Below are 24,750 nucleotides of genomic sequence, written 5' to 3'. Positions count from 1 at the left end.
GTTCGGACGCCGACTGCGCGGCGTGAGGATGTTCAGGCAATCAGTCCGCTGCGCCCGGTGACAGAGGCTTGACCTGGAGGCCAGGACGGGTGCAGGTGCCCACCCTGCGAGCAGGCACCGTTCGCACGAAGTCGTTACCCTAGGCGTTGTTCCGATCCGCGCGCGCCGCGCCGCGGACGCGCGCAAGGCTGGGGGCCCTTGATGACCACGACCGTGGACAGCTCGATGTCGGACACTCCGACGCCGGATGCCGAGAGCGTCCGCGTCGCCCGACACCGTCCCGTCCGGTCGCGCCGTCGCCCCGCGATGATCGCCCTCGGCATCGCGCTGATCGTGCTCGGTGGGCTCGCGACTGTCTGGCTCGTCACGAACATGACGCGCACCGTCAGCGTGCTGGTGGTCTCGGCGGATGTCGGACGCGGCGACACCGTCGCCGCGGAGGACCTGCGGGCCATCCAGGTCGCCGGTGGGCAGGATCTCGACGCCGTCACGGCGGATGCCGCCGACACGGTCGTCGGCCGCACGGCGCTCGTCGACCTTCCCGCGGGCACGCTCGTGACCTCCGCGAACGTCGGCGACGCCCTGGCTGTGCCGTCGAGCTCGTCCATCGTCGGCGTCTCCCTCACCCGGGCCCAGCTGCCCGCGTACCCTCTTGCCGCGGGCGACCGCGTGCGCCTCGTCGACACCCCGGTGGCGCAGGGAGACCCGCCCGCGGAGACGCCGCGCACCTTCGCCGCATCCGTCTTCACGGTGCGCGAGGACGCCGAGGCCGGCACGTGGGTGATCGACCTCGTCGTCCCGTCCGACGAGGCTGCGGACATCGCCGCGCGCGCCGCGTCGGGTCGCGTCGCGCTGGTTCTCGACACCGTCACGGGAGAGTGACCCGTGGCTGTCGTGCTGTTCGCATCGGCCGGCGGCGCGCCGGGAGTGACGACCGCCGTCGTCGGGCTCGCCAGTGAGTGGAACCGGCCCGTCCTCATCGTCGAGGCCGACACCGCATCGACCTCGCAGATCCTTCCCGGCGCCCTGCGCGGGCAGGTGCCGCACATCACGGGTCTCACGGAGCTGACCGTCGCCGACTACTACGGTCGCCTCGACGAGGGCGCCGTGTGGGATCAGGCAGTGCAGCTGGGTGAGAACGCGCACGTCGTCCCCGGCTTCACGTCGCTGCGCGCCGCGCGGTCGATCGATCCGCGGTTCTGGCGGACGCTGGTGGACGCGCTCCGCGTGGTCGAAGCACGCGGAATCGACGTGTTCATCGACGCCGGTCGGATCACGGTCGATGACGAGCGGATCGACATGCTGCGCGAGGCCGAGTCGGTCACGCTCGTTGTGGAGGCGACGCTCCCCGGCGTCGCGGCTCTCCACCCGCACGTGCAGCGCAGCGACGCCGGATCGGCGCAGGTCGGCTGGCTGCGGGAATCGATGGAGCAGATCGGGCACGGCGAGTGGATGGACCTGCTCGTCGTGGATCATCCGGTGATCGGCGCCGCCTATCCTGCGTCGCAGATCGCGCAGATCCTTGGACTCCACCTCGTCGGCTCGCTTCCGTCGGATCCGCGCGGAGCCGCCCAGTTCACGTTCCACGCCGAACCCGGCCGCCGGCGCACGCGCTATGCGCGCGCGCTCCAGACGGTGCGCACGGCGTACGACGAGACCTTCGCGCAGCGCGCCCCGCGCGAGGAGGTGCCCGCGTGAACGACAAGTCGAACACCCCCGCCGAGGCGCCGCCCCTCTCCGACCTGCCGTTCTTCCGCGGCGCGCCGGGCGACGCCCAGAACGATGGCGCCCAGGCGGATGGCGCCCAGACCGAAGCTGCCCCCGCGCAGCCGGCGCAGTCCGCCGGCGCCGCGAACCTCGCCAGGGCGGCCGAGCACCTCACCCGTGCGGGACAGCGCAGCTCGCGCCGCTCCCCCGACGCTGCGGCCCCGGCGGCGGCCCCGGCACCGGCACCCGCGGCGAGCGAGCCGGCGTCCGACACCAACCCCATCCGCGTGCAGACAGTGCCGGCGAGTGGCTCGGAGTGGCTCGCGTTCGCGCCGCATGAGCTGCTGCCGTCGACCCGGACCGTCGAGCCCGGTCCGCCCGGTGAGCCCTCGGCGTTGGCACGGCCCGGGGCGTCCGACGGCTGGAAGGGCTCGCTCGAGGAGCGCAGCCGCCTCCCGTGGGACGAGATCGACGCGATCACGGACGAGGTGTCGCGCGCTCTGTCGCAGCGTCTGACGGACGAGCCCAACCTTCCCGAGCCGCAGCGCGTGGCGATCGCGACCGAGCACATCGACGACCTCATCCGCACCCGGGTGGACGCGCAGACGCGTGCGGGCGACGGCGTCCACTCCCGCTGGCCCGCCCGCTTCCAGCAGGCGATCCGGCAGGCGGTGCTCGATGCGATCTTCCGCCTCGGCCGGCTTCAGCCGCTCGTCGACGAGGACGGCGTCGAGAACATCCACATCAACGGCTTCGACGACGTCTGGCTCTCCTACGCCGACGGCCGGGTCGTGCGCCACGAGTATCCGGTCGCGGAATCGGATGAGGACCTCACCCGCCACATCAACATGCTCGCCACGCGGTCGGGTGAGGGCGCGCGCAGCTTCACGTCGGCCAGCCCGCGGCTTCACCTCGACCTGCCCGGAGGCGCGCGTCTTGCGGCCGTCGCCGCCCCCGTCGCGGTGCGACCGACCATCGTTCTGCGCATCCACCGCCTCGTCGACGTCACGCTCGACGACCTCGTCGAGCGCGACACGATCACGCGCGACGCGGCCGACTTCCTGGCGGCGGCGGTGCGCGCGGGCGTCTCGATCGTCACCAGCGGATTCCCCGGCGCGGGGAAGACCACGCTGCTGCGCGCGCTCGCCGATTGCATCCCGGCCGACGAGAAGCTCGTCACGATCGAGATGGAACGCGAGCTCTACCTCGACAAGATCCCGCACCGGCACCCGCGCGTCACGTCGCTCGAGTACCGGCCCGGCGGCGGCGAGCCGCTTCCGGATGGCCGCCTGCCCGGCGAGATCACGCTCGAGGACCTCGTGTACGACACGCTGCGCCTCGACACCCAGCGCTTCGTCGTGGGCGAGGTCCGCGGTCCCGAGATCTACGCGATGATGCAGGCGATGCAGTCGGGTGTCGGCTCGCTGTCGACCCTTCACGCCGCCAGCGCCGACGACTCGATCGACCGCATGTCGGCGCTTATGCTCTCGCGCGGGCACAACTCGACGCCCACCTACGCGTACCGGATGATCGAGCAGAACATCCGGCTCGTGGTGCAGATCGCGAAGATGACGGATCCTGTCACGAAGCGGCCGCGCCGCGCGGTCACGGAGATCGCCGAGATCCTGCCCGGAGAATCGTCGAACGACGGCCGGCCCGTGGCGTCCCTCGTCTACCGGTTCGACAAGCGTCAGCGCCATCTCGTGCGCGACACGCTTCCCTCGCCGCAGCTTATGGAGACCCTTCACGACGTCGGCTACGACGGTGCCGGGCTGAGGGGCGGCGAGTGACATGCCCCTGGTGATCCTGGCGCTGTTCGTCGCGATGGGAGGCGCGGTGATCGTGCTGCTCGCGATCGCTCTCCCGCCGCGTCCCGCCACCGCACGGCGCCGGACGCTTCCCACCTTCACGCTGAGCCCCGCCCGGCGCATCCAGCTGCTCGTCGGCGCGGGCATCGGGCTGGTCGCCGCGCTGTTCACCGGCTGGGTCGTCCTGATCGTCATCGTGCCGCTCGCGGTGATCGGCGTGCCGTGGCTGTTGAGCGCTCAGGGCGACGACCTCACGATCGCCCGCCTCGACGCGCTTGAGTCGTGGACGCGCAGCCTCGCCGGCCTCACCGTGGCCGGTGCGGGCCTCGAGCGCACGATCAGCGCGTCGCGGGCGAGCTGCCCGGCGGCGATCAAGCCCGAGGTGACGCGGCTTGTCGCGCGGCTGAACTCGCGCACGCCCACCGACGAGGCCCTGCGCCTGTTCGCCGACGAGCTCGACGACGAGACCGGCGACCTCGTCGTCGCCCACCTGCTGCTGAAGGCCGAGCTGCGCGGGCCGGGTCTCGCGACGGCCCTCGAGGATCTTGCGGAGAGCATCCTCTCGGAGGTGCGCGCCCGCCGGCAGATCGAGACCGAGCGCGCCGGCCCTCGCAACGAGGTGCGCATGGTCGTGTACATCACGATCGGCGTGCTCGCGCTGCTGTTCGTCGCGCGCGACTACTCGGCGCCCTACAGCACTCCCCTCGGTCAGCTGCTGCTGGCGCTGTACGTGGCGCTCGACATCCTGCTGCTGTTCGCGCTGAAGCGCGTCGCGCGCAGCAAGCCGGGCCCGCGCATCCTCGTGCCGAGCGAGAGAGGAGCGCGCTGACATGCCCCCGTGGATGATGCTGCTGCCTGGGGTGCTCGCGGGCGCGGGTCTCGCCCTCGTCGTGGCGGCCCTCGTGCCTGCTGCTCCCTCGCTGGGAGCGGCGCTCGAGCGGCTGAGCGGCCGGGGAATCGCGTCGGAGGTCGGCGGTCCGACCGCGGCGACGCTCAACGAGCAGATCGGCGCGCGCGCCATCCGGCAGCTCTCCGGCCTGCCCGGCTTCCGACTCCCGCTCGTCGACCTCAAGCTGATCGGGCTCAGCACGAACCGCTACATGACCCAGAAGGTGCTCATGGCGGGCGTGTTCCTCATCGCCCCGCTGGCGATCGGCTTCGTGTTCCAGGCGCTCGGTCTCAGCGCGTTCTACATCCCCGCGCTGTTCGGCCTGCCGCTTGCCATCGCCGGATGGTTCGTGCCGAACCTCATCGTGCGCGGCCAGGCAGCGGAGGCGCGTGCCGAGTTCTCGCGCGCAGTCGCGGTGTACCTCGAGCTGGTGGCGAGCGAGCGCAACCGCGGCGCCTCGCCCAGCCGTGCGCTCGAGTCGGCGGCGCGCGTCGGGCGCAGCTGGGTGTTCGTGCGCCTCAGCCAGGAGCTCGCTCAGGCCCGCTACGCCGGCATCGCCGCGTGGGACGCCCTCGAGCGGCTGAGCATCGAGATCGACGTGCCGGATCTCACCGAGCTCGCCCGACGGATGCGCCTCTCCGGCGAGGAGGGCGCCTCCGTCTACGAGACCCTGCGCGCGCAGGGAAAGAGCCTGCGAAACCGCCTGCTGAACGAGCGGCAGGAGCAGGCGAACAAGTCGACGACGGCGATGGTCATCCCGATGGCGGCCACCGGCTTCATCTTTCTGCTGCTCATCGGCACGCCTTTCGTGCTCGACGCATTCCTGTCATCCTGATCTGTTCGCCCTATTCCGCCCACACGATCCATCCACACGATCCATCCACACGAGGAGAGAACATGAGCACCATCAGCCGCGAGACGCGCAGCGCCCTGCGCGGTCGCATCCGCACCCTGTTCGCCGAATCCGAGCGCGGCGCCGTCACTCTTGAGCAGGTGCTCTGGGCGGCAGGCATCGGCATCGTCGCGGTGGCGGTCATCGCCGGCATCGTCGCGATCATCAACAGCTTCGCCGCGCAGATCCCCACCGGGCTCTGACGCGGGCCGATGCAGCGCCGGGCGCTCTTCGGCGACCGGATCCGCCTGCGCGGATCCGGTGATCGGAGCGCCCGCGAACGGGGAGTGGTGACGCTGGAGAACGTCATCATCTACCCGGCGATCCTGCTGTTCTTCGCGATCGCGCTGCACGTCGGCATCCAGTTCCACAACTCGAACGTCACGCAGGCGGCCGCCACGATCGCCCTGAACACCGCCCGCGTGGTCGGCGGCACGGGCGGCGCCGGAGAGGCCGCGGCGCGCGACTATCTCGCCGGCACCCCGATGGACAGCGCGGCGATCCAGGTCGAGCGCGGCCCGGAGGTGACGACGGCCACCGTCAGCGGCGTGTCGACGAGCTTCGTGTCATGGCTCGGTCAGCGGGTCGAGCACCGGGTCTCGGCGCCGACGGAACGGTGGATCGACTGATGCTCGCCCGCATTCGCCATCTGCTCTCCCGCCCCGAGCGGGGAACCTCGACGCTCGAGGTCGCCGCATGGGGCGTGCCGATGGCGCTGTTCCTCGTGCTGATGGGAGCCTCGGTACGGATGATGACGGCCGAGCAGGCGGTGCAGAGCGCGGCGGCCTCCGCGGCGCGCGCCGCGTCGTTCGAGAGCACGGATGCCGCGGCCGCCGACGCCGCGCGCGCCTTCGCGCACTCGTCGCTGCAGCAGTCGGGCGTCGAGTGCGCCGGCATGAACGTCACGATCCAGGCCGTCGGACTGCAGGCAGCGATCGGCACGATCGGCCGGGTCACGGCTCACGTGTCGTGCACCGTCGACCTCGCCCGCGCCGCCCTTGTCGGGCTGCCGGGGTCGCGCGAGCTGCGGGCGAGCGTGACCGTGCCGGTCGACGCCTTCAGGGAACGAGGTTGAGATGATCCGGATCCGCGAACGCATCCGTGACGCCGCCGAGCGCGGCAACGTCACGATGCTGATGGTGGTGCTGATGATCGGCATCATCCCCCTGCTCGGGCTGGGAATCGACGGCGCCGCAAACGCCAACGCACACACCCAGGCGTACGCCGTCGCACAGGCCGCAGCGCGCGCCGGCGCGAACGTGCTCGAGGCGGGCGGCGCGATCGACAGCGGCACGGTGCGCCTCGGCGACGCGGCGGCCGCTCAGGCACGCAGCTACATGGATGCGGCCGGATACGGCGGCTCCGCCGTCCGCGAGGGCGACAGCCTGCACGTGAGCGTCGAGAAGTGCCAGCCGACGCAGTTCCTGTCGGCGATCGGCATCGGGTGCCTGCCGGTGAGCGCGTCGGCGAGCGCGGACCTGGTGAGCCGATGAGGAGAAATGAGATGGCGACAGGAACGCTGTCCCGGATGCACGCCGTGATCGCGGCGATCGTGCTCGTGCTGGCCATGCTGATGCCGGCACTCCCGGCGGCTGCCGATAGCCCCGCAATTGTTCCCGCTGCGGCCAACGGAAACGGCAACGGGAACGGCCCCGCCGGCTGTGGTTCACGGACGTGCGACGTGGGTGACGGCAACTCGGGCGATGACGGAAACCAGGGCGAAGGCAACGGCGACCAGGGCAGCGACGAGGACACCGGCAGCACCGGCGGCGGCGAGCCGCCGAAGTGCTACTCCGGCGACCGCGAAGTGCCATGCTCGGTCGGCGGCTGGACCTGGTACTCGCCGCGCAATTGCTACATCACGCCCGTCGACCCGCAACCGGCAGAGGGGCAGACGCCGGAGGGATGGCACCCGCCGATGCTGGGGGCGGGAGAAGGACCTGGCACGTGGTACCACTGCGGCACGATGTACTGCGAGCCGCTCCACCTGATGATCGGCCCATGCGCCCCGGGTTTCGTCTGGATCGCGGACGGGGAGCCGACCATCGACCCCGGCGTCGCCGCAGCGGCTGTGCTCGCTCGCCTCACCGTGGAGCCGATCGACATCGGCATGGCCCCGCGCACGAATCCGGAATGGGGTCATCGTCGCACCCATGTGGGGGTGCCGGTGTGGATGTGGGTCGCCAACCCCGGACAAGGCACCTCGCAGGGGTGGTCGGTGTCCGACTCCGAGGGCGGGCTCGCCGTGACGGGCACGATGCGGATCACGTCCTTCCAGTGGAACATGGGCGACGGTACGACCGTCACCTGCGGCACGGCCGGGCAGCCCTACCAGGCGGGATTCGGATGGCGCGAGTCGCCCGACTGCGGTCACGTGTACTCGCGCACCAGCGCGGACCAGCCGGGAGACCGTTTCACGGTGACGGAGACCACCAACTGGGTGTTCGACTGGACGGCCGGCGGCCGGTCGGGATCCATCCCGCTCACGACCACATCGACCACGCGCGTGGAGGTCAACGAGCTGCAGACGGTGAACACCTCGCCCGCGGGCTGAGCGAAGGAGAGTGCATGAACAAGCGAGCCATGACGATGGCAGGCGCGCTGCTGCTCGGCGGGCTGCTGCTCGCGGGCTGCAGTGACGCACCCTCTGTCGCTCCGTCGAGCGCGTCACCGACACCCACGCCCACCCCCACGAAGACGGCCGTCACCACCCAGGACGAGGCGATCGCCGCCGCCAACGAGGTGGCGCTCGAGTTCTTCCGGATCTGGGACGAGGTCACTCTCAGCGAGGACCCCACGGACGTCTCGCCGCTGGAGGAGGTCGCGCGGGACGCCGCCCTCGACACCGTCCAGAACATCCAGAACTCGGACGCGGAGGCGGGCATCACGATCACCAAGGGCGGCACGAAGTGGTCTCTGCTCGACGGGCAGAGCTTCGCCTCCGAGTCGACCTTCGCGGGCGAGAAGGTGCCGTTCGGAGCGGTCACGCTGTTCGGCTGCGCCGACTACAGCGACACCGTCGGCGAGGACGCCGCGGGCGAGGAGGTGCCGCCGCTCGGCCCCTGGAAGGACCAGCTCACGCTCGCCTACTGGCCCGATGAGGAACGCTGGTACGTCACCGGCTTCGACACGCTGCAGGACGAGTCGGACGAGTGCGCCGGCTGAGCCTGGCCGAGGGGTGACCCCGGGCCGTCGTGCCCATCGCCAGCCGGGCGCGAGAGTCCTAGGGTCGACAGACAGGACGCATCCGAAACCAGGGCCCGCGTGGCTCATGGGGGGATAAGGAGAACAGGATGATCCGGATCGTGAAGGCGCTGCTCGCGCTGATTCTCACGGCGGCGCTGCTCGTCGGCATCCCGGCCGCGCTTGTGTTCCTCGCGGGCAATCCGATCCCGTCGTGGGACGAACTCGTGCGGGCGATGACGCTGCCCGACTACAGCGGGTCGTTCCTGCTCGGCACGGTGCTGCCGCTCGTCGGCTGGATCGCCTGGGCGACGTTCGCGATCGGGTTCCTCATCGAGATCCCGAACCAGCTCGCCGAGCTCGGAGCCGCGGGGCGCTCGCGGCGCCCGATCCGGATCGCGGGCCTCGGCTGGCAGCAGAAGGCGGCCGGCGTGCTGATCGCGACGATCCTCGCCGTCGGCGTGGCGCCGACAGCGGCGATCGCGGCGGACTCCCCCACCTCGTCGTCGAGCTCTTCGTCCAGCTCGGCGTCGGCGACCCAGGCGGCCGCGCCGCAGACGGTGGTGAAGAACCTGGTCAAGAAGGAGCAGGTCAACACGCTCGAGCAGCGCACGATCGTCAGTGGCGACACCCTGTGGGACATCGCCGAGCAGGAGCTCGGCGACGGCGCCCGCTACCCCGAGATCCACGCCGCATCGCAGGGGATCGAGGATCCGGATCTGATCTTCCCGGGACAGACCGTCAACGTCCCGACGGTGAAGACCGTCACGACAGTGACCCAGATCGCCGTGCCCGTGGGCAACAGCAATGCCGGCGCGGGGACGGTCGAGAACGGCGGGGCGACTGGATCGGACGCCGGATCAGCCGACGGATCCGCCGACTCGGGAGCGGCCGCCGATCAGGGTGGAGGCGCGGGCGGTGCCGAGGTCGCGGCGGCCGCGGCCGCCGGCGGTGTCGGCGGCGTGCTCGCGGCCGGTCTCGTGGGGCTGCTCGCCGTGCGCCGTGCCCGCCGTCGGGCCGGATCCCTCGGAGCCTCCGCGGCGCCGCTGTCGGCGGCAGCCGTCGACTACGAGCGGCGGCTGGAGGAGGCCGCCGACCTCGCCGGCGCCACCGCGATCGACACCGTGCTCGGCCACCTCGCGGCGTGGGCGTCGCAGACCGGTGCGCCGCTGCCGGCCGTGTACGTGGCGCGCGCGGATGCCGATGCGCTGACCCTGTACCTCACCGGGCCCGCCGGCCTGCCGGCGCCGTACACGCGCGCGGACGACGCCGGTCTCGTGTGGTCGATCGGCCTCGGTCCCGCCGGTCTCGGCGAGCTTCCCGCGCTTGGGCGTGGGCTGCCGGCGCCGTACCCCGCCCTGGCGGGCATCGGGCGCGACGCGGCGGGCGGCATCCTGTTCGCCGACCTCGAGCGCCTCGGATCCCTCGCTCTCGTGTGCGCGAACGAGACGCTCCGCGAGAGCGTGCTGACCGCGCTGCTGCTGGAGGTCGCGCTCAACCCGTGGTCGGAGCAGCTGCGCGTGACGGTCGTCGGCGACGACGTCACAGTGCCCCGGGAGCTGTCCTCGCGCCACACCCGCTTCGTCGACACGGCGGCGGACGCGCTGCACGGGGTGGACGCCCTCGCCGCTGCGGCCGACGCGGGGCTCGCGCGGCTCGGTGTGCCGACGCTCAGCGCCGCACGTGTGCGTCCCGGGGGCGCCGAGGCGTGGGCCCCGGAGCTCATGCTCTTCAGCGAGCCGCTCAGCGACGCGCAGCGCGCGGCGATCCTGAACACGCGCGCTCGGTATGCAACCGCGCCGGTCTCGATCGTCGTGGACGAGGCGCATCCGGGATGGCGGATGGTCGTCGACGACGTGTCCAGCGCCCGGCTCGAGCTGCCGGGGACGCCGGTGTCGATCCCGTTCCACCCGCAGCTGCTGGGGGCGCGCGAGCGCACGGCCCTCGCCGAACTCCTCGCCGCGGCGACCGTCGACGAGGGCGACGACCTCGACACGCTTCCCGTGTCGATCGACTCCGCCCCGACCGCGATGGCCGCGCGGGCATCCGACAACGGCGACGACCGCCCCGCGGTGCTTGTGCTCGGACCGGTGCAGCTGCGCGGTGTGCGGGGCGTGCCGCCGATCAATCAGGCGACCGGACGCCCGTCGGGCACCGCGATGGCGCAGGCCCTCGAGCTCGCCGCGCTGCTCGTGACCTGGCCGGGGCAGCCCGCCGAGCGCGTCGCCGACCTGCTGATGCCGCACATCGAGGACGAGGCGACGCGGATGGCCCTGCTTCGCACCCGCGTGAACGATCTGCGTCAGTGGATGGGGACGGCCGACGACGGCACCCCGTACGTGCCATACGCGGGCGACGGGATGAGCCTTCACCCCGATGTCGTCACCGACCTGACCGCGGTTGCGGCCGTGAGCCGCGCCGACGGGGAGGCCGTGCATCCCGCGGCTGCCGAGCACGCCCTGGCCCAGGTGCGCGGCACGCCGTTCACCGGTCCTGCGGGCGTCTACGGGTGGGCGAGCGCGACGCGCGTCGACGAGGTGCTCGCGAGCCTCAGCGGTCGCGCCGCCGCCGCGAGTTGACCGCTCTCCGGACGACCCCGGCCCGCCTCGGCGCGGTCGTCGGGGCGGCCGCGGTCGTCGGGGCCGCGCTCGGGCTCGCCGGCGGTGCCCTGCGGTGGATCGCGCTCGCCGCGTTTGTGCTGGTCGGCATCGCGCTCGCCGTGGTCGACGCGCGCGAGCAGCGGCTTCCCGACCTGCTGACCCTGCCGCTCGCCGCCTTCCTGGCGGCCCTGGTGTGGGTCGCCGCGATCGTCGGGGACGGCATCCCGATGGCGGTCGTCGCGACCCTGACCGCGCTGGGCTTCGCGCTGATCCTGTTCCTGATGGGCCTCGCGGGAGGCCTCGGGCTCGGCGACGTGAAGCTCGGCCTCTCGATCGGCCTCCTCCTCGGCCTGTTCGCCTGGCAGCTGACGCCTGTCGCCCTGCTCGCGGCGTGCATCCTGGCGCTGCCGCAGGCGATCGTCGGGCTGATCCGACGCCGGCGCCATCCCGACGCCCCGGGCCATCTCGCCTTCGGCCCGTACCTCGTGGGCGGCACGCTGCTGGTGATGGCCGGGGTGCTGGTGTCCGCGCTGCAGGACTGATCCGGCCCGGGCGTCAGAACGGCGCCGGGCCGCCTCCTCCGATGTAGAGGATCGGGGTCGGGCCGTACGTGTAGTCGTATCCGGCGGGACTGTGGATGCGCGTGCCGCCGTGGGCGAGCTGCTCGAACCCCCATGGTGCGTGGTGCTTCATCGTGTGGTGTCCCTCGCAGACCGGCCAGAGATTCGTCACATCGGTGGGGCCGCCGCGGGAGTACGGCACGACGTGATCGATGTCGCAGTGCTTGGCCTTGGTCTCGCATCCCGGGACCCGGCAGGTCTTGTCCCGGGCGAGGAGGAACCGGCGCTGCGCTGCGGTCGGCGTGTAGTGATCGACGGTGAGCAGCGCCCCGGTGTCAGGCTCGAGGAACAGTCGCTCCCAGCCCGCCGTGCCGGCGGCGAGGCGGCGAGCGGTGTCCGGGTCGATCGGGCCGCTTCCGCCGAGGAGAGCAGCCGGCCCGTCATCCAGCCCCGTCAGCGTGGCGACGGGGATCACGATCTCCACCGTCGCGGTGATCGCCTTGTCGAGGTCGTGCCCCGCGGGCTCGGCGGTGAGGAGGAGGTCGAGGGCGATGTCCGCGCGGAGCTGGGCGAGGTGTCGATCGTCGGTGTACTTCACGTACGCCGGGTCTTCCGGCGTCGGTTCGACGCCGTCAAGTGCGCGGGTGACGGCGCGGCGGTCGCGCTTCACCGCCTGTCCGCAGCCGGTGAGCCGGTCGTAGGCGGCGTGGATGGGCACGGCGGGACCGATGATCGTGAGCATCGCCTGCCCGTCGGGCAGGTCATCGAGCGAGACCGCTCGATCGGCCCGGGCCCTCTCGTGCCGTTCGGCGAGGGTCACCGGGTGGTGCTGCTCGGCGATCTGGCGCGCGGCCGCCTTCGTGCGCTGCGGGGTGGTGTGCTCGGCGACCCTGGCCGCGTCCGCTTCGTAAGCGCCGCGGGCGTCGTCGTCTCGGAGATCCGATCCCGCCGCGGCGATCTCGCGGGCGTGGCGCTCGGTGATCCGGCCCGCCCGCAGGGCTGCATGCGTGGCGGGGAATCGCTCCACCAGTTCGTGGGCGCGGTCCATCCGCGACTGCATCGCCCGCGGCGACTCCCGGAGCGCGAGAGCGAGCTCGGCGGCCATCGAGCGCACCGGAAACGCGTGGGCACTGCCGTGCGGATCACGGGCGACCTGATCCAGGGCGATCCCCATCACCCCGGACAGCAGCTGCGCCTCCTGCGCGTCGAGCGCCGCCCGCGCCGCACGGAGCGACGTCAGCTGCTCGATCGCGTCACGGGTGCGCGAGCGTTCAGCGGGGGTGAACCCCCAGCTGACGTCGTCTGAATCCGTGAACCGCGGCATGCCTCCATCATCCCAGAGGCCTCGGACATCCGTTCGAAAGTCGGGAGGCTGTGGAGAACGCGCGGCGTCCCAGTGTCAGCCGGCGAACAGCGGCAGCACCGAGGTGATCGTCTGGACGAGCGCGTAGACGAGCGGCACTCCCACGATGAGCCACGAGACCACCAGGCGGGCGGTCTGCGACGCGGGCGCACCCGATCCTGTGGCGTTCTGCTCGCTCACTTCGCCACCTCCTCCGCGACCGGCGTGGTCGCCTTCTGCGGCTCGTGGAACCTCGATGCCACCGGGCGCACAAGCAGGTTCGCCACGAACCCGATCGCGAGCACGGCGACCATCGTCAGCAGCGCCGGCTGGTAGTCGACCGCCACCAGCTCGCCCGGCTTGCCCCGCGCGTCGAGGAACCCGTTGATGATCAGGGGACCCGCGATTCCCGCCGCCGACCAGGCAGTCAGCAGCCGGCCGTGGATCGCGCCGACCTGGAACGTGCCGAACAGGTCGCGCAGGTAGGCCGGGATGGTCGCGAACCCGCCGCCGTAGAACGACAGGATGATCGCCGCGAGGGCGACGAACAGCAGGGTGCTCGAGGCGCCCACGAGCGCGAGCAGCGCGTACAGGATGACGCCGACGCCGAGGTAGATCATGTAGATCGGCTTGCGCCCGATGTAGTCGCTCGTGGACGACCAGACGAACCGCCCCGCCATGTTGAACAGCGACAGCAGGGCGACGAACCCGGCCGCCGTCGTCGCGGTCACGAGCGAGGCCTCCCCGTCGCGGAAGAAGTCCTGGATCATCGGGCTCGCCTGCTCGAGGATGCCGATGCCCGCGGTGACGTTGCAGAACAGGACGATCCACAGCAGCCAGAACTGGCGCGTCTTGATCGCGTTGCGCGCCGACACGTTCGCCGTCGTGACGAGGGGCTTGCTCTTGACGGATGCCGGATCCCAGCCGGCGGGCTTCCAGTCGGGAGCGGGAGTGCGGACGTTGAAGACTCCCAGCATCATGACGAGGAAGTAGGCGATGCCGAGCGTCAGGAACAGCAGCGCGACGGCCGATCCGGAGGCGACCGACGTCGAGTCGGACGGGTTGTAGGCGGGGTCGTAGAGCGCCATCAGCTGCCGCGAGATCGGCGAGGCGACGAGCGCGCCGCCGCCGAAGCCCATGATCGCCATGCCGGTCGCGAGCCCCGGCCGGTCGGGGAACCACTTGATCAGCGTCGACACCGGCGAGATGTAGCCGATGCCGAGGCCGATGCCGCCGACGACGCCGTACCCGAGATACACGAGCCACAGCTGGGACGTCGCGATGCCGAGCGCGCCGATCAGGAAGCCCGCCGCCCAGAAGCAGGCCGAGGTGAACATCGCCTTGCGGGGGCCGACCTTCTCGACCCAGGTGCCGAGCACCGCCGCCGAGACCCCGAGCATGACGATGGCGATCGAGAAGATGATCCCGATCGCCGTGAGCGAGGTGTCGAAGTGGGCGACGAGTGCGTTCTTGTAGACGCTCGTCGCGTATGCCTGTCCGATGCAGAGGTGGATGGCGAGAGCGGCCGGCGGGATGAGCCAGCGGCTGTAGCCGGGCGGTGCGATCGTGTGCTGCCTGTCGAGAAACGACACAAGTACTCCCTTGTACTCCGGGCGACATGACGCTCCCCCGCGCCGGCCGCGATGCCCCGAAAGCTATCGGCGGTCGGCGGTCGCCACAATGGGTCGGACGACCTGCCTCCCGGTCAGTGGGAGGTACGGCGGGAGGATCAGCGACCCGTGAGGCGGCGGACGAGGCCCGCCGTGGTGCGCAGCTCCGGCGCGCGGAACAGCGCGAGGATCGCGATGTACACAACGATCGCGATCAGTCCGAGGATGCCCGCGCCGACCGCGGCGAGGAGCTTGCCCGGGATGCCGTCGATGCCCGATCCGGCCATCCAGCTTCCGTCGCCACCGGCCAGGATGTACACCGCGAACGCGGCGATGCCCGCCGGGATGGCCGCGAGCGTAAAACGCGTCAGCGCCCAGATCGACGTGCCCATCCCGAGCGAGCCGAGGCGCCGATGAAGCAGCCAGGAGGCGAGGATCACCTGGGCGAGGCTCGAGAGCGACTGGCAGAACGCAACCGCGGCCGCCAGGTAGCCCTCCGAGAAGATCAGCGGCATCAGCAGCGCGAGCCCGATGGCGATCGCGGCCTGGAAGGCGGTGAAGAGGAACGGCGTGCGCGTGTCGCCGTACGCGTAGAACGCGCGCTGCACGATGAACTGCACGGCAAGGGGCACCAGGCTGGCGAGGAAGCCGATCAGGACGGGTGCGGCGGCGACTGCCTGCTCCTCGCTTCCCGTGAACACGCGGGAGGCGGGCACGGCGGCGACCATCAGGGCGACGGCCGCGATCACGACGAGGAGCCCGAGGGTGCGGATCGCGCGGCCGATGTCGGCGCGCACCTCGTCGTCGCGGCCTTCGGAGGCGTGCTCGGAGAGCTGCGTGAAGTAGGGCGTCCCGATCGACATCACGATGATCGAGTACGGGAGCATGAACACGAGCCACGCGTTCATCCAGACCGTCGCCGAGGCGTCGTCCCCGGATGCGTCGGAGATCACCTGCTGTTGCACAACAGAGACCACAAGGCCGACGAGCAGCATCGCGAAGCTCCAGCGAGCGAGGTCGCGGAGGTCGCCGAGCCCCATCCCGCGCCACCGGAAGTCCGGACGGAGGCTCAGGCCGGTGCGGCGCCAGAAGATCACCAGCACGATCGTCTGCGCGACGATGCCGAACGTCGTGATGCCGCCGAAGACGCCGATGAGCAGCGGATCCCACTGGTGCAGCTCGCTGCGCTCCCCGCCGAAGATGACGATGAACGCGGCGAAACCGATGATCGACACGATGTTGTTGACGATCGGCGCCCACGCGTACGGGCCGAACACGCGGCGGGCGTTGAGGGTCTCGCCGATCAGCGCGAACATCCCATAGAAGAACACCTGCGGCAGGCACCAGTAGGCGAAGGCGGTGCCGAGCGCGCGCTGATCCGGAGCCCAGTCCCGGCCGAGCAGCGCGATGAGCCAGGGTGCCAGCAGCATCGCCACGGCCGTCACCGCGAGCATCGCGATGGTGCCGAGGGTGAACAGCTTCGAGAGGTGGGCGCGGCCGCCGTCCTCGCGCGCGCTCCACTTGACGATCTGCGGGACGAGCACCGCGGTGATGAGCCCCGCCGACAGCACCTGGAACACGTAGTTCGGCAGCTGGTTGGCGACCGAGAACGCGTCGGAGGCCTCCCCGAAGGCGCCGATCGCGGTGACCAGCACGACGGCGCGGATGAGCCCCGTTGCGCGGGACGCGATGGTTCCGGCGGCGATCATCGCGCTCGCGCGGCCGAGGCTAGGCATCCGGGTGTGTCTCCGTCTTCTGGGGATCCGTGACCGCGGCATCGGCGCCATCCGGGGCGTCCGCGTCCGGCGCGTCCCCGGCATCCTGCGCTTCGGGGGCGTCATCCGGATCCGTCTCGCGGGCGGCGGCCGCGGTGGTGCGGCGGCGGCGGAGGATGGTGCGGACGATGCCGGTGCCGATGAGTCCCACAACGAGGACGACGAGGATGCCGATCCCGATGCGCTCCCAGTCGGCGCGCACCGCGACCTCGACGGTCTGGCGCGGTCCGATCACCTCGCCCGTCGGGCTGAGGAGGGTCAGCTCGATGTCGACGTTGCCGCTTCCCACACGCGCCTCGACAGGCATCTGCACGGTCGTGCTGCTGGAGGGCTGGATGGTCACCGTCTTCTCATCGGCGACGTCGAGTCGGAGATCCTGCGGGTCGGCGTGCAGCGTGACCGTGACCGGATACGGCAGGTCGTTGCGCACCCACACGGGCAGATCGGCACCCGCGCTGACAAGGTTGACCGGCGTCGGATCCTGGATGCCGACGGCGTTGGCTCGCTCGCGGGTGCGCTGGCGGAAGGCGCCGAGCGCATCCTGCCACTCATCCGCCCGCTGCTCCCAGCCGACCCCGAGCGCCTGCAGCGCCTCGGCCCGCACGAGCCCCGTCAGGACGTCGGGCGTCTCGAGCACGGTCGCCGTGTGGGCGACGCGCTGCTCGGAGTCGCCGATCTCCTTCACGAACGTGGTGCGCACGTCGCTCGGGGCGTTCTCGGCCGGCGCGATCCGACGGCGCTGCGCGTCGAGCAGGTCGGACAGGCTCTGTGCCTCGACCGCCGAGCTCAGCGTCACGACGTCGAGCGCCTCGTCCAGCTGCGCCTCGAGGTCGACGGGCGCCTCACCGGTCGTCTCGTCCGCGGCGGCCGCGAGGGCGGGGGTGGCGCGGTCGAGGGCGACGAGCACGGGCGCCCCGCCCACGTCGCGTCCCGCGAACCAGAGCTCCGCGGCGGCCGCGGCGGCGGCCGTGGCGCGCTCGCCCTCGTCGCGGGCCTTCGCGACCTCGTCGAGAGCCGCGGAGGCCGATCCGTCGTACACGAGGGCCGCTCCCCCGCCGGCGGTGACCCCGGCGGCGGCGACGCCGGCGAGCTCCGCCCCCTGCGCGGTCGCGGTGGAGGGCGTCAGGGTCACTGCCTCGGGGTCGGCGGCGTGGAGGCCGTCGATGACCGCCGCGGTCGCGTGTCCGGGGACCGGCCAGTACACCGACCCCGGGTCGTCGCCGATGTCGAGCAGCTCGTCGAGGTCGAGCCCGTCCTGGTCTTCGTCGCCGGTGCTGGCGGGCGACTCCGTCGGTGTGGGCGTGGGATCCGGCTCGGCCGGCTCGGGCGGCAGATAGCCCTCGAGGGACAGGGGCTGCAGCGGCGCCGTCAGCCCGGCCTGCAGCTGCGCCGCGACATCCGCGTCACCGAACTGCAGGGCGAAGCGGTCGTTCGGGGCGAGCATAAGGCGATCGAGCCACTGCACCGCGCTGACGGGCGCCGTCTCGCCGAGGGCCCGGATCGCCGCCGGGATCGCCGGATCGATCGCGAGGATCGCCTCGGAGCCCGCCGCGGCGTCGAGCTGGGCAGTGAGCACGCCGTCGGTGCCGGTGAGCTGGGCAAGGCGGTCGGCGTCGAGCAGGCCGCGGTCGGCGACCGGGGCGGTGATCGGCATCACGAGCCCGACCGGCTGCGCGGCGGCCTGCGGCACGACCACCACGGTGTCGGCCGAGGCCTCGCCGTACTGCGCGCGCAGCGGGTAGACGCCGGGCTGCAGCCCCGCGAGCGCCGTGTGGTCGGCCGCGACGGTGATGCCGACCGTGTCGGTCTCGCCCGGGGCGATGTCGTCGGCGGGGCCGCTGCCGACGGGCGTGAGCTCGACCTCGGGGTCGGGGCCCTCCAGCCAGTCGTGCAGCGCGTCGCGGTCGGCGAGCGGCGTGCGACCGAGCTGCAGCCGTGCGCTCGACCCCTCGAGCGGCTCGTCCGCGGGGTTGGTGATCGTGAGCGTCGCGGTCAGCGAGGATCCGGTCTGCAGCACTCCGCGTGACGCCGCCGCGACCGTGAGCTGCGGGGGCTCCTCCTCGGCGACGGCGGCGTGCACCGGCGTCGCATACGACAGACCGAGGAGCACGGCGAACGCCGCAGCGGGGAGAGGGGCGTGGAGGCGGCGCCTGCTGCGCGCGGCCCGGCCCCGGGGAAGGTCCGTCGTCATGGTGAGCTGTGATCGCGGGTGTGCCGGAAGGCCCAGGCCACGGATCCACTCGATTCTACGGAGGCGCCTGTGGATCGACCGACAGGGGCACGGCCCCGTCGCCCGGTCGCCCGCGTCGCTCAGGCGCTCTCGCGCACGACGAGCCGGGTCGGGATGACGGTCCGTGCCCCCGGCTCTCCGCCCGCGACGCGGTCGAGCAGCAGCGCGACAGCGCGGGCGCCGAGGGCATCGAAGTCCTGCGCGACCGTGGTCAGGGGCGGCTGGAACTCGGCCGCGTCGACCACGTCGTCGAAGCCGATGACGGCGACATCTGCGCGCCCCGCCTCGCGCAGCGCGCGCAGCAGGCCGAGGGCCATCTGGTCGTTCGCGGCGAACACGGCCGTGACGGCGGGATCGGCCGCGAGGGCGCGTCCGTGCGCGAATCCCGCGGCGGAGGTCCAATCGCCCCGCACGGGCGCGGGAAGCGCGGTGCCGGGCTGCGCCTCGCGCCAGCCGCGCTCGCGCTCGTCGGCGGCGTAGGAGCCGGTGGGACCGGCGAGGTGATGGACGATCGCGTGTCCGCCCGCGCGGAGGTGGCCGACGGCGGCGGCCGCTCCCCCGGCATGGTCGGACGAGATCGCCGTCAGCCCCGGCGCGGGCGCGGCATCCACCGCGACCAGAGGGAAGGCCGGCGCGGCGGCCGCCTGCACCGTGGGAGTCGCCTCGTTGAGCGCGATCACGCCGTCGACGCCGTGGTCGGCGAGGGAGGCGTAGGCCGCGTCGAGGGCCTCGGTGGTGTCGTCGCGGAGCGGCAGCACGAGCACCGCGTGGTCGCGCGCCGCGCCCGCGGTGACGACGGCCTCGAGCATTCGCGCGTTGCCGACCGAGGCGAGGGTGCGCACGAGCACGCCGATCGTGTGCGTGCGGCCCGTCCGCAGGGCGCGGGCGGCGCGGTTCGGGCGGTAGCCGAGCTCGCTCATCGCGGCCTCGACGCGCGCACGGGTCGCCGGATCGACGCGGGCCGAGCCGTTCGTCACGCGCGAGACCGTCTGCCCCGACACCCCTGCGAGACGGGCGACATCCGCCGCCGAGACACTGCGCGCCATCCTTGAACTCCGATCATGTGTTGCGGATGCAGCACCCGCAGGTCCTATCATGCATGTTGACGTCAACACACGTCACTGCGACCAAAGGAATCCGATGACGTTCTCCGCGAACCCGCCCGCAGGGGCTCCCGTGCCCGAGGCGGTCGAGCTGGGCGCCGGCGTCGTGCGCCGCACCGCGCGGCTCGCCGACGGCCGCGAGCTGCTCTACTTCGACGACCCCGGCACGACGCTGCCGCCCGAGAGGCGCGTCGACGAGCGCGACCTCGCGCCGCGTCCCGAGACCGCGACGATGCGGCGCGACGTGCTGACGGGCGACTGGATCTCGGTCGCCACGTCCCGGCAGGGGCGCGTTGTGATGCCGCCTGCCGATCTGGATCCGCTCGCTCCGCAGTCGCCGACCAACCCGTCCGAGCTTCCGAGCAACTACGACGTCGCGGTGTTCGAGAACCGCTCGCCGTCCTTCGGCCCCGCCCTCGACGAGGCGACCGGCGACGCCCCCGCCGCTGTCGATCCCGCGCGCGGACTCGATGACCTCGACGCCCCGGGTCTCGGCCGCACCCGCTCGTCGGTCGGCCGGTGCGAGGTCGTCTGCTTCAGCCCCGAGCGCACGGGCTCGTTCGGCACCCAGACCGTCACCCGCGCGCGCACCGTGATCGAGGCGTGGGCCGACCGCACGGCGGCGCTCTCGGCGCTGCCGGGAGTGCGGCAGGTGTTTGTGTTCGAGAACCGGGGCGCCGAGATCGGCGTCACCCTGCAGCACCCGCACGGCCAGATCTACGCCTACCCGTATGTGACGCCGCGCACGCAGACCCTGCTTGCATCGATCGAGCGCGAGGGCGCCGACCTGTTCGAGCGGATCATCGAGTTCGAGGCGGCCGGGCCGCGGGTGCTGCTCGAAGGCGAGCACTGGATCGCCTACGTGCCGTTCGCCGCGCGGTGGCCGATCGAGGTGCACATGGCGCCGCGCCGGCACGTGCCCGACTTCGCGGCGCTGTCGACGGCCGAGCGCGACGAGCTCGCCCCGCTCTACCTGCGCCTGCTGCGCGGGGTCGACGCGATGTACCGCACCGATTCGAACATCGCGTTCGCTGGCGGCACGCCGTACATCGCGGCCTGGCACCAGGCCCCCGTCGAGATCGGGCGCGACACCGCTCGTCTCCACCTGCAGCTGACCTCGCCGCGCCGCGGGGCGGACAAGCTCAAGTTCCTCGCCGGATCGGAGGCCGCCATGGGCGCCTGGATCGGCGACATCCCGCCGGAGCAGTCGGCGGACAGACTGCGCGAGGCCCTCGCCACGATCACGGAGGATCCGGCATGCGATTCACTGAACCAGCAGGGTGGGTCGAAGTGACCGCGCTGAACGACGCCGAGGCCCTGTTCACCTCCCTGACCGGCCGCGGCGCCGAGGGGGTCTGGTCGTCGGCCGGGCGCGCGAACCTCATCGGCGAGCACACCGACTACAACGAGGGCTTTGTGCTCCCGTTCGCGATCCAGCACCGCACGTATGCGGCCGCCGGAATGCATGCCGACCTGGCGATCCGCGTGGCCTCCACGTTCTCGCCCGACCCCGTCGAGGTGGCACTCGCCGAGCTCGAGACGCTGTTCGCGGGGGCGCCCGGCGCGGCCGTGGCGGACGGCACGGTGCCCGAGTGGGCGGCATACCCGCTCGGCGTCGCCTGGGCCGCGCTGGCGGCATCCGGCCGCTCGGCGGCGGACGTGCCCGGCGTGGACATCGCCATCGCCTCGGACGTGCCGGTGGGGGCGGGACTGTCGTCGTCCGCCGCCATCGAGGGGGCGGTCGCGGCCGCGCTCAACGACCTCTGGCAGCTCGGCCTGTCACCGCTGGACATGGCGAAGGTCGGCCGCCGCGCCGAGAACGAGGCCGTCGGGGCGCCGACGGGGATCATGGACCAGGTCTCGTCGATCCTCGGACGGGCCGACGCCGCGACCTTCCTCGACTGCCGCACGCTCGAGACGCGCTCGGTCGACCTCGGGCTCGAGCGCGAGGGGCTGATCCTGCTCGCGATCGACACGAAGGTCGAGCACGCGCACGCGAGCGGCGGCTACCGCGATCGCCGCGCCGCCTGCGAGCGCGGAGCGGCTGCCCTCGGGGTGCCGTCCCTGCGCGACCTGACGGAGGCGGATCTGGATCGCGCGCGCGACATCCTGGACGACGTCACCTTCCGCCGCGTCCGCCACATCGTGACCGAGAACCAGCGGGTGCTCGACACGGTGGACGCCCTCGCCTCCGGCGGGCCGCGCGCCATCGGTGACCTGCTCGTGGCGTCGCACGCGTCGATGCGCGACGACTTCGAGATCTCGGTGCCCGAGCTCGACACCGCGGTCGACGCGGCGCTCGCGGCGGGTGCCATCGGCGCACGCATGACCGGCGGCGGCTTCGGCGGCTCGGCGGTCGCGCTCGTGGAGGCGGACGCGGTGGATGCGGTCGCCGACGCCGCTGCCCGCGCCTTCGCCGCCCGCGGCTATGCGGCCCCGCACGCCTTCACGGTCGTTCCCTCGGAGGGCGTGCGCCGCGACGCGTGATCCGTTTCGCACGGTCGCCCGGAGGCGGGTCGCTTCGACTCGCTTCGCTCGCTCAGCAACCGGCGGCGGAGACTCGCGATCCCGGTTATCGAGCGAGCGCAGCGAGTCGAGATGACGAGCGCCGCCCGCACACAGAAGGGGACCCGGACGGATCCGGGTCCCTGTGTCGTGCGTGAGGGCGTCAGGCGGTCAGCTCGGGCGTGACCTCCTGCGCGCCGCCGACCGAGCGCTGCACCTCGATCTTGCGCGGCTTCGCCTTCTCGCTGATGGGGATGAGCACGCTCAGCACGCCGTTGTCGTACGTCGCCGAGATGCCGGCCGTGTCGATCCCCTGACCGAGGTTCAGCTGGCGCAGGAACGAACCGGTCGAGCGCTCGCGGGTGATCCACTTCACTCCCTCGGCGCTGCGAGCGGTGCGCTCGGCGCGGATCGTCAGCAGCTGGCCGTCCACGTCGATGTCGACGCTGCCCGGATCGATGCCGGGGAGGTCGGCGCTCAGCACGTAGTGGTCGCCGTCGCGGTAGAGGTCCATCGGCATCAGCCGCGGACCCTGACGGTCGAACAGCTGCTCGGCCATGCGGTCGAACTCACGGAACGGGTCGAAGAACATCGCCATAGTGATCCTCCTCTGTCTGTTCGTGGCGCTTCAGACCTGGAGTCTTGAGGACTCGATATATGAATTAGCACTCTCGGGGTGAGAGTGCCAGAAGTGTGGCTGAGAGGAGATTAAGAAGTCGCCGAGAATGGAGGCGTGATGCCCCACCCCGATGCCGCGCTCTGCGCCGCGCTCGCCGCCGACCTGCAGGCCGCACGTTTCCGCTCCGAGGCGCTGCGCGCCGCGTGGGGCGTCGAGGCCGACGACGCGATCGGGCGCGGGCTGCGCGTGCCCGCCCTCCGCGGCCTCGGCGAACGACGGGATGCGCTTGCCACCCTCGGGCGGCTGCTTGTGCTCGGCGTCGCCCAGTCGCGCGCGGCCGTCGACGCCGCCCTGCCGACGCTCGGCGCCGACGGGCTGCAGCGGCTCGGTCTCGCCGAGGCCGGCGAGGACGTCCTCCCGCGCGCGATCATCCGGCCCCAGTCCTATCTCGACACCGAGGGCACGGGCGAATGGTGGCTCGCGAGCGACCTGGACGAGATCGCCACGGGCGGCGGCGCGCTCGCCGAGGATCACGTGCTCGGCGTCGGCGGCGCCTCGCTCACCCTCGCCGGCCTCCAGCTGCCCACGCCGGCGGGCCGCGTGCTCGACCTCGGCACCGGATGCGGCATCCAGGCCCTGCGGGCACGGAGGTACGCGGGGTCCGTCGTCGCCACCGACCTGTCGGAGCGGGCCCTCGCCTTCACCCGCCTGAACGCGCTGCTCAACCGCGACGACGCGATCGAGACCAGGCTCGGGAGCCTGTTCGAGCCCGTCGCCGGAGAGACCTTCGACCGGATCGTCACCAACCCGCCGTTCGTCATCACGCCGCGCGCGCAGGGAGTTCCCGGCTACGAGTACCGCGACGGCGGGATGGTCGGCGACGCGCTCGTCGAGCAGGTCGTCCGCGGCGTCGGGATGCACCTCGCGCCCGGCGGGGTCGCGCAGCTGCTCGGCAACTGGGAGACGCGAGACGGTGTGGACGGCCTCGACCGGGTGCGCGAGTGGGTGGCGTCCTCGCCCGTGCCGCTCGACGCGTGGGTCATCGAACGCGAGCAGCTGGATCCCATCCAGTACGCCGAGATGTGGATCCGCGACGGCGGCACCGCTCCCGGATCGCCGCGCCACGACGAGCTGCTCGGCGCGTGGCTCGACGACTTCGCCGAGCGGGGCGTGACGTCGGTGGGCTTCGGCTACGTGCTGCTGAGGCGCCCCGAGGGCGATCCCACGCTCGCCCGGTACGAGCGCGTGTCGCAGCCCATCCCGTCGGAGGGCGGGCTCGGCGCGCACCTCGCCCAGGCGCTCGAGGCGCACGACCGGCTCGCGCGGATGGACGACGACGCGCTCGCCGCCGCCACGCTGCGCACCGCTGCCGACGTCACCGAGGCGAGGCACCACCTGCCGGGCATCGGAGACCCGCAGGTCATCGAGCTGCGCCAGGGAGCCGGTTTCGGACGCGCCATCCAGGCGGACCCCGGCCTCGCGGCCCTCGTCGGCGCGTGCGACGGCGACCTCGCCGTCGGCCCGCTCATCGCCGCGATCGCCGACCTCCTCGAGGCCGACGGCCCCGCCCTCCGCGCGGAGCTGCTCCCCCGCGTGCGCGAGCTGGTGGTGGACGGGTTCCTGAGTTTCTTTTAAGAAGCGGCTCGCACGCGCTCGGGCGACGCTCCGCGCCGCCACTCGGCGAGCGAGGCACCGTCGCTGTCGCTCCGTTGCGGCAGCGCTTCGCGCTGCGGGGTCGCTTCGCTCCACGCTCACTTCGTTCGCACAGGGGTACAAGCGTTTGCCCAACCCCGGTTATCGAGCGAGCGGAGCGAGTCGAGATGACCGGCTCGCACGGGCGGGCGGCTTGGGGTCGGTCGCTTCGGCTCGCAAGCTCGCTCAGCAACCGGTGGGGGGCACAGCGCTCCACCCAACCGCGGTTATCGAG

General features: G+C 72.2%; 23 protein-coding genes. 16 read left to right on the top strand and 7 right to left on the bottom strand.

Translation table 11 applies throughout. The annotated features are described in order from the left end of the window. The first annotated feature begins 201 nt into the window (after positions 1-201). The 13 genes from IR155_RS09635 (at position 202) to IR155_RS09575 (ending at position 11,621) form a co-directional block, all read left to right on the top strand. The gene (locus IR155_RS09635) at positions 202-882 is read left to right on the top strand and encodes an SAF domain-containing protein (protein ID WP_135114618.1); all 681 of its coding nucleotides are present in this window, start codon (positions 202-204) and stop codon (positions 880-882) included. A 3-nt stretch (positions 883-885) separates the two neighbouring features. Next, a complete protein-coding gene (locus tag IR155_RS09630; protein WP_167760761.1) occupies positions 886-1,698 on the top strand; it encodes a P-loop NTPase family protein in 813 nt (270 codons plus the stop codon). Next, a complete protein-coding gene (locus IR155_RS09625; RefSeq protein WP_167760760.1) occupies positions 1,695-3,497 on the top strand; it encodes a CpaF family protein in 1,803 nt (600 codons plus the stop codon). Before IR155_RS09630 ends, IR155_RS09625 begins: the two co-directional genes overlap by 4 nt. Position 3,498: 1 nt before the next feature. After that, entirely contained in the window at positions 3,499-4,344 is an 846-nt protein-coding gene (locus IR155_RS09620; protein WP_209306766.1) for a type II secretion system F family protein, read from the top strand. A gap of 1 nt (position 4,345) precedes the next feature. Beyond that, positions 4,346-5,239, top strand: a complete 894-nt coding sequence (locus tag IR155_RS09615; protein ID WP_135114616.1) for a type II secretion system F family protein — start codon at positions 4,346-4,348, stop codon at positions 5,237-5,239. Between the two features lie 62 nt (positions 5,240-5,301). Then, positions 5,302-5,499 carry a hypothetical protein gene (locus IR155_RS09610; protein WP_135114615.1) on the top strand — a complete coding sequence of 66 codons (198 nt, stop codon included), beginning with the start codon at positions 5,302-5,304 and terminating at the stop codon, positions 5,497-5,499. A gap of 9 nt (positions 5,500-5,508) precedes the next feature. Next, positions 5,509-5,925: a hypothetical protein gene (locus IR155_RS09605; protein ID WP_135114614.1), complete on the top strand. Its 417-nt coding sequence runs from the start codon at positions 5,509-5,511 to the stop codon at positions 5,923-5,925. Next, positions 5,925-6,371, top strand: a complete 447-nt coding sequence (locus tag IR155_RS09600; protein WP_135114613.1) for a pilus assembly protein — start codon at positions 5,925-5,927, stop codon at positions 6,369-6,371. The genes IR155_RS09605 and IR155_RS09600 overlap by 1 nt, the downstream gene beginning before the upstream one ends. Position 6,372: 1 nt before the next feature. Beyond that, the gene (locus IR155_RS09595) at positions 6,373-6,789 is read left to right on the top strand and encodes a pilus assembly protein TadG-related protein (protein WP_135114612.1); all 417 of its coding nucleotides are present in this window, start codon (positions 6,373-6,375) and stop codon (positions 6,787-6,789) included. 11 nt (positions 6,790-6,800) lie between these two features. Further along, on the top strand, positions 6,801-7,850 hold the full coding sequence (locus IR155_RS09590) for a hypothetical protein (protein ID WP_135114611.1): 1,050 nt from the start codon (positions 6,801-6,803) through the stop codon (positions 7,848-7,850). 14 nt (positions 7,851-7,864) lie between these two features. After that, positions 7,865-8,461: a hypothetical protein gene (locus IR155_RS09585; RefSeq protein ID WP_135114610.1), complete on the top strand. Its 597-nt coding sequence runs from the start codon at positions 7,865-7,867 to the stop codon at positions 8,459-8,461. Between the two features lie 128 nt (positions 8,462-8,589). Further along, the gene (locus IR155_RS09580) at positions 8,590-11,058 is read left to right on the top strand and encodes a LysM peptidoglycan-binding domain-containing protein (protein ID WP_135114609.1); all 2,469 of its coding nucleotides are present in this window, start codon (positions 8,590-8,592) and stop codon (positions 11,056-11,058) included. Next, positions 11,055-11,621 carry a prepilin peptidase gene (locus IR155_RS09575; RefSeq protein ID WP_167760759.1) on the top strand — a complete coding sequence of 189 codons (567 nt, stop codon included), beginning with the start codon at positions 11,055-11,057 and terminating at the stop codon, positions 11,619-11,621. Before IR155_RS09580 ends, IR155_RS09575 begins: the two co-directional genes overlap by 4 nt. Before the next feature lie 13 nt (positions 11,622-11,634). Here the strand turns inward: IR155_RS09575 and IR155_RS09570 are convergent, their stop codons facing one another. The 6 genes from IR155_RS09570 to IR155_RS09545 form a co-directional block, all read right to left on the bottom strand. Beyond that, positions 11,635-12,963, bottom strand: coding sequence for an HNH endonuclease signature motif containing protein (locus tag IR155_RS09570; protein WP_135114608.1), 1,329 nt, complete (start codon positions 12,961-12,963; stop codon positions 11,635-11,637). 75 nt (positions 12,964-13,038) lie between these two features. Then, positions 13,039-13,182 (bottom strand): MFS transporter small subunit, encoded by a 144-nt coding sequence (locus tag IR155_RS09565; protein WP_167760758.1) that lies wholly within the window; start codon positions 13,180-13,182, stop codon positions 13,039-13,041. After that, positions 13,179-14,573: an OFA family MFS transporter gene (locus IR155_RS09560; protein WP_135114607.1), complete on the bottom strand. Its 1,395-nt coding sequence runs from the start codon at positions 14,571-14,573 to the stop codon at positions 13,179-13,181. Before IR155_RS09560 ends, IR155_RS09565 begins: the two co-directional genes overlap by 4 nt. Positions 14,574-14,710: 137 nt before the next feature. Then, positions 14,711-16,327: a murein biosynthesis integral membrane protein MurJ gene (murJ, locus tag IR155_RS09555; RefSeq protein ID WP_135114606.1), complete on the bottom strand. Its 1,617-nt coding sequence runs from the start codon at positions 16,325-16,327 to the stop codon at positions 14,711-14,713. Beyond that, positions 16,320-18,557 (bottom strand): DUF6049 family protein, encoded by a 2,238-nt coding sequence (locus IR155_RS09550; protein WP_135114605.1) that lies wholly within the window; start codon positions 18,555-18,557, stop codon positions 16,320-16,322. Before IR155_RS09550 ends, murJ begins: the two co-directional genes overlap by 8 nt. 119 nt (positions 18,558-18,676) lie before the next feature. Beyond that, complete coding sequence (locus tag IR155_RS09545; RefSeq protein WP_135114604.1) at positions 18,677-19,642, bottom strand: LacI family DNA-binding transcriptional regulator; 966 nt, start codon at positions 19,640-19,642, stop codon at positions 18,677-18,679. Positions 19,643-19,736: 94 nt separating this feature from the next. Here IR155_RS09545 and galT point away from each other — a divergent pair, with 94 nt between their 5' ends. Together galT and galK are read left to right on the top strand one after the other, a co-directional pair. Beyond that, a complete protein-coding gene (galT, locus tag IR155_RS09540) occupies positions 19,737-20,993 on the top strand; it encodes a galactose-1-phosphate uridylyltransferase (protein ID WP_135114603.1) in 1,257 nt (418 codons plus the stop codon). Beyond that, positions 20,957-22,186 (top strand): galactokinase, encoded by a 1,230-nt coding sequence (gene galK, locus IR155_RS09535; RefSeq protein ID WP_135114602.1) that lies wholly within the window; start codon positions 20,957-20,959, stop codon positions 22,184-22,186. The genes galT and galK overlap by 37 nt, the downstream gene beginning before the upstream one ends. Before the next feature lie 181 nt (positions 22,187-22,367). Here galK and IR155_RS09530 read toward each other — a convergent pair whose 3' ends face one another. Next, on the bottom strand, positions 22,368-22,802 hold the full coding sequence (locus IR155_RS09530; RefSeq protein ID WP_135114601.1) for an Hsp20/alpha crystallin family protein: 435 nt from the start codon (positions 22,800-22,802) through the stop codon (positions 22,368-22,370). Between the two features lie 138 nt (positions 22,803-22,940). Here IR155_RS09530 and IR155_RS09525 point away from each other — a divergent pair, with 138 nt between their 5' ends. Continuing rightward, positions 22,941-24,458, top strand: coding sequence for a DUF7059 domain-containing protein (locus IR155_RS09525; RefSeq protein ID WP_135114643.1), 1,518 nt, complete (start codon positions 22,941-22,943; stop codon positions 24,456-24,458). Positions 24,459-24,750: the final 292 nt, after the last annotated feature.

Source organism: Microbacterium paludicola, assembly GCF_015235415.1.
In the GTDB taxonomy this organism is placed as follows: domain Bacteria; phylum Actinomycetota; class Actinomycetes; order Actinomycetales; family Microbacteriaceae; genus Microbacterium; species Microbacterium paludicola.
The sequence above is the reverse complement of the archived record's forward strand: the minus strand, read 5'-3'. Positions and strand labels throughout refer to the sequence as shown.

Coding starts and splice junctions, on each gene's coding strand:
- IR155_RS09615 (WP_135114616.1), top strand. CDS start 4,346: ATGCCCCCGTGGATGATGCTGCTGCCTGGGGTGCTCGCGGGCGCGGGT.
- IR155_RS09610 (WP_135114615.1), top strand. CDS start 5,302: ATGAGCACCATCAGCCGCGAGACGCGCAGCGCCCTGCGCGGTCGCATC.
- IR155_RS09595 (WP_135114612.1), top strand. CDS start 6,373: ATGATCCGGATCCGCGAACGCATCCGTGACGCCGCCGAGCGCGGCAAC.
- IR155_RS09590 (WP_135114611.1), top strand. CDS start 6,801: ATGGCGACAGGAACGCTGTCCCGGATGCACGCCGTGATCGCGGCGATC.
- IR155_RS09545 (WP_135114604.1), bottom strand. CDS start 19,642: ATGGCGCGCAGTGTCTCGGCGGCGGATGTCGCCCGTCTCGCAGGGGTG.
- IR155_RS09605 (WP_135114614.1), top strand. CDS start 5,509: ATGCAGCGCCGGGCGCTCTTCGGCGACCGGATCCGCCTGCGCGGATCC.
- IR155_RS09570 (WP_135114608.1), bottom strand. CDS start 12,963: ATGCCGCGGTTCACGGATTCAGACGACGTCAGCTGGGGGTTCACCCCC.
- IR155_RS09620 (WP_209306766.1), top strand. CDS start 3,499: ATGCCCCTGGTGATCCTGGCGCTGTTCGTCGCGATGGGAGGCGCGGTG.
- IR155_RS09550 (WP_135114605.1), bottom strand. CDS start 18,557: ATGACGACGGACCTTCCCCGGGGCCGGGCCGCGCGCAGCAGGCGCCGC.
- IR155_RS09580 (WP_135114609.1), top strand. CDS start 8,590: ATGATCCGGATCGTGAAGGCGCTGCTCGCGCTGATTCTCACGGCGGCG.
- IR155_RS09585 (WP_135114610.1), top strand. CDS start 7,865: ATGAACAAGCGAGCCATGACGATGGCAGGCGCGCTGCTGCTCGGCGGG.
- IR155_RS09635 (WP_135114618.1), top strand. CDS start 202: ATGACCACGACCGTGGACAGCTCGATGTCGGACACTCCGACGCCGGAT.
- galT (WP_135114603.1), top strand. CDS start 19,737: ATGACGTTCTCCGCGAACCCGCCCGCAGGGGCTCCCGTGCCCGAGGCG.
- galK (WP_135114602.1), top strand. CDS start 20,957: ATGCGATTCACTGAACCAGCAGGGTGGGTCGAAGTGACCGCGCTGAAC.
- IR155_RS09530 (WP_135114601.1), bottom strand. CDS start 22,802: ATGGCGATGTTCTTCGACCCGTTCCGTGAGTTCGACCGCATGGCCGAG.
- murJ (WP_135114606.1), bottom strand. CDS start 16,327: ATGCCTAGCCTCGGCCGCGCGAGCGCGATGATCGCCGCCGGAACCATC.
- IR155_RS09525 (WP_135114643.1), top strand. CDS start 22,941: ATGCCCCACCCCGATGCCGCGCTCTGCGCCGCGCTCGCCGCCGACCTG.
- IR155_RS09600 (WP_135114613.1), top strand. CDS start 5,925: ATGCTCGCCCGCATTCGCCATCTGCTCTCCCGCCCCGAGCGGGGAACC.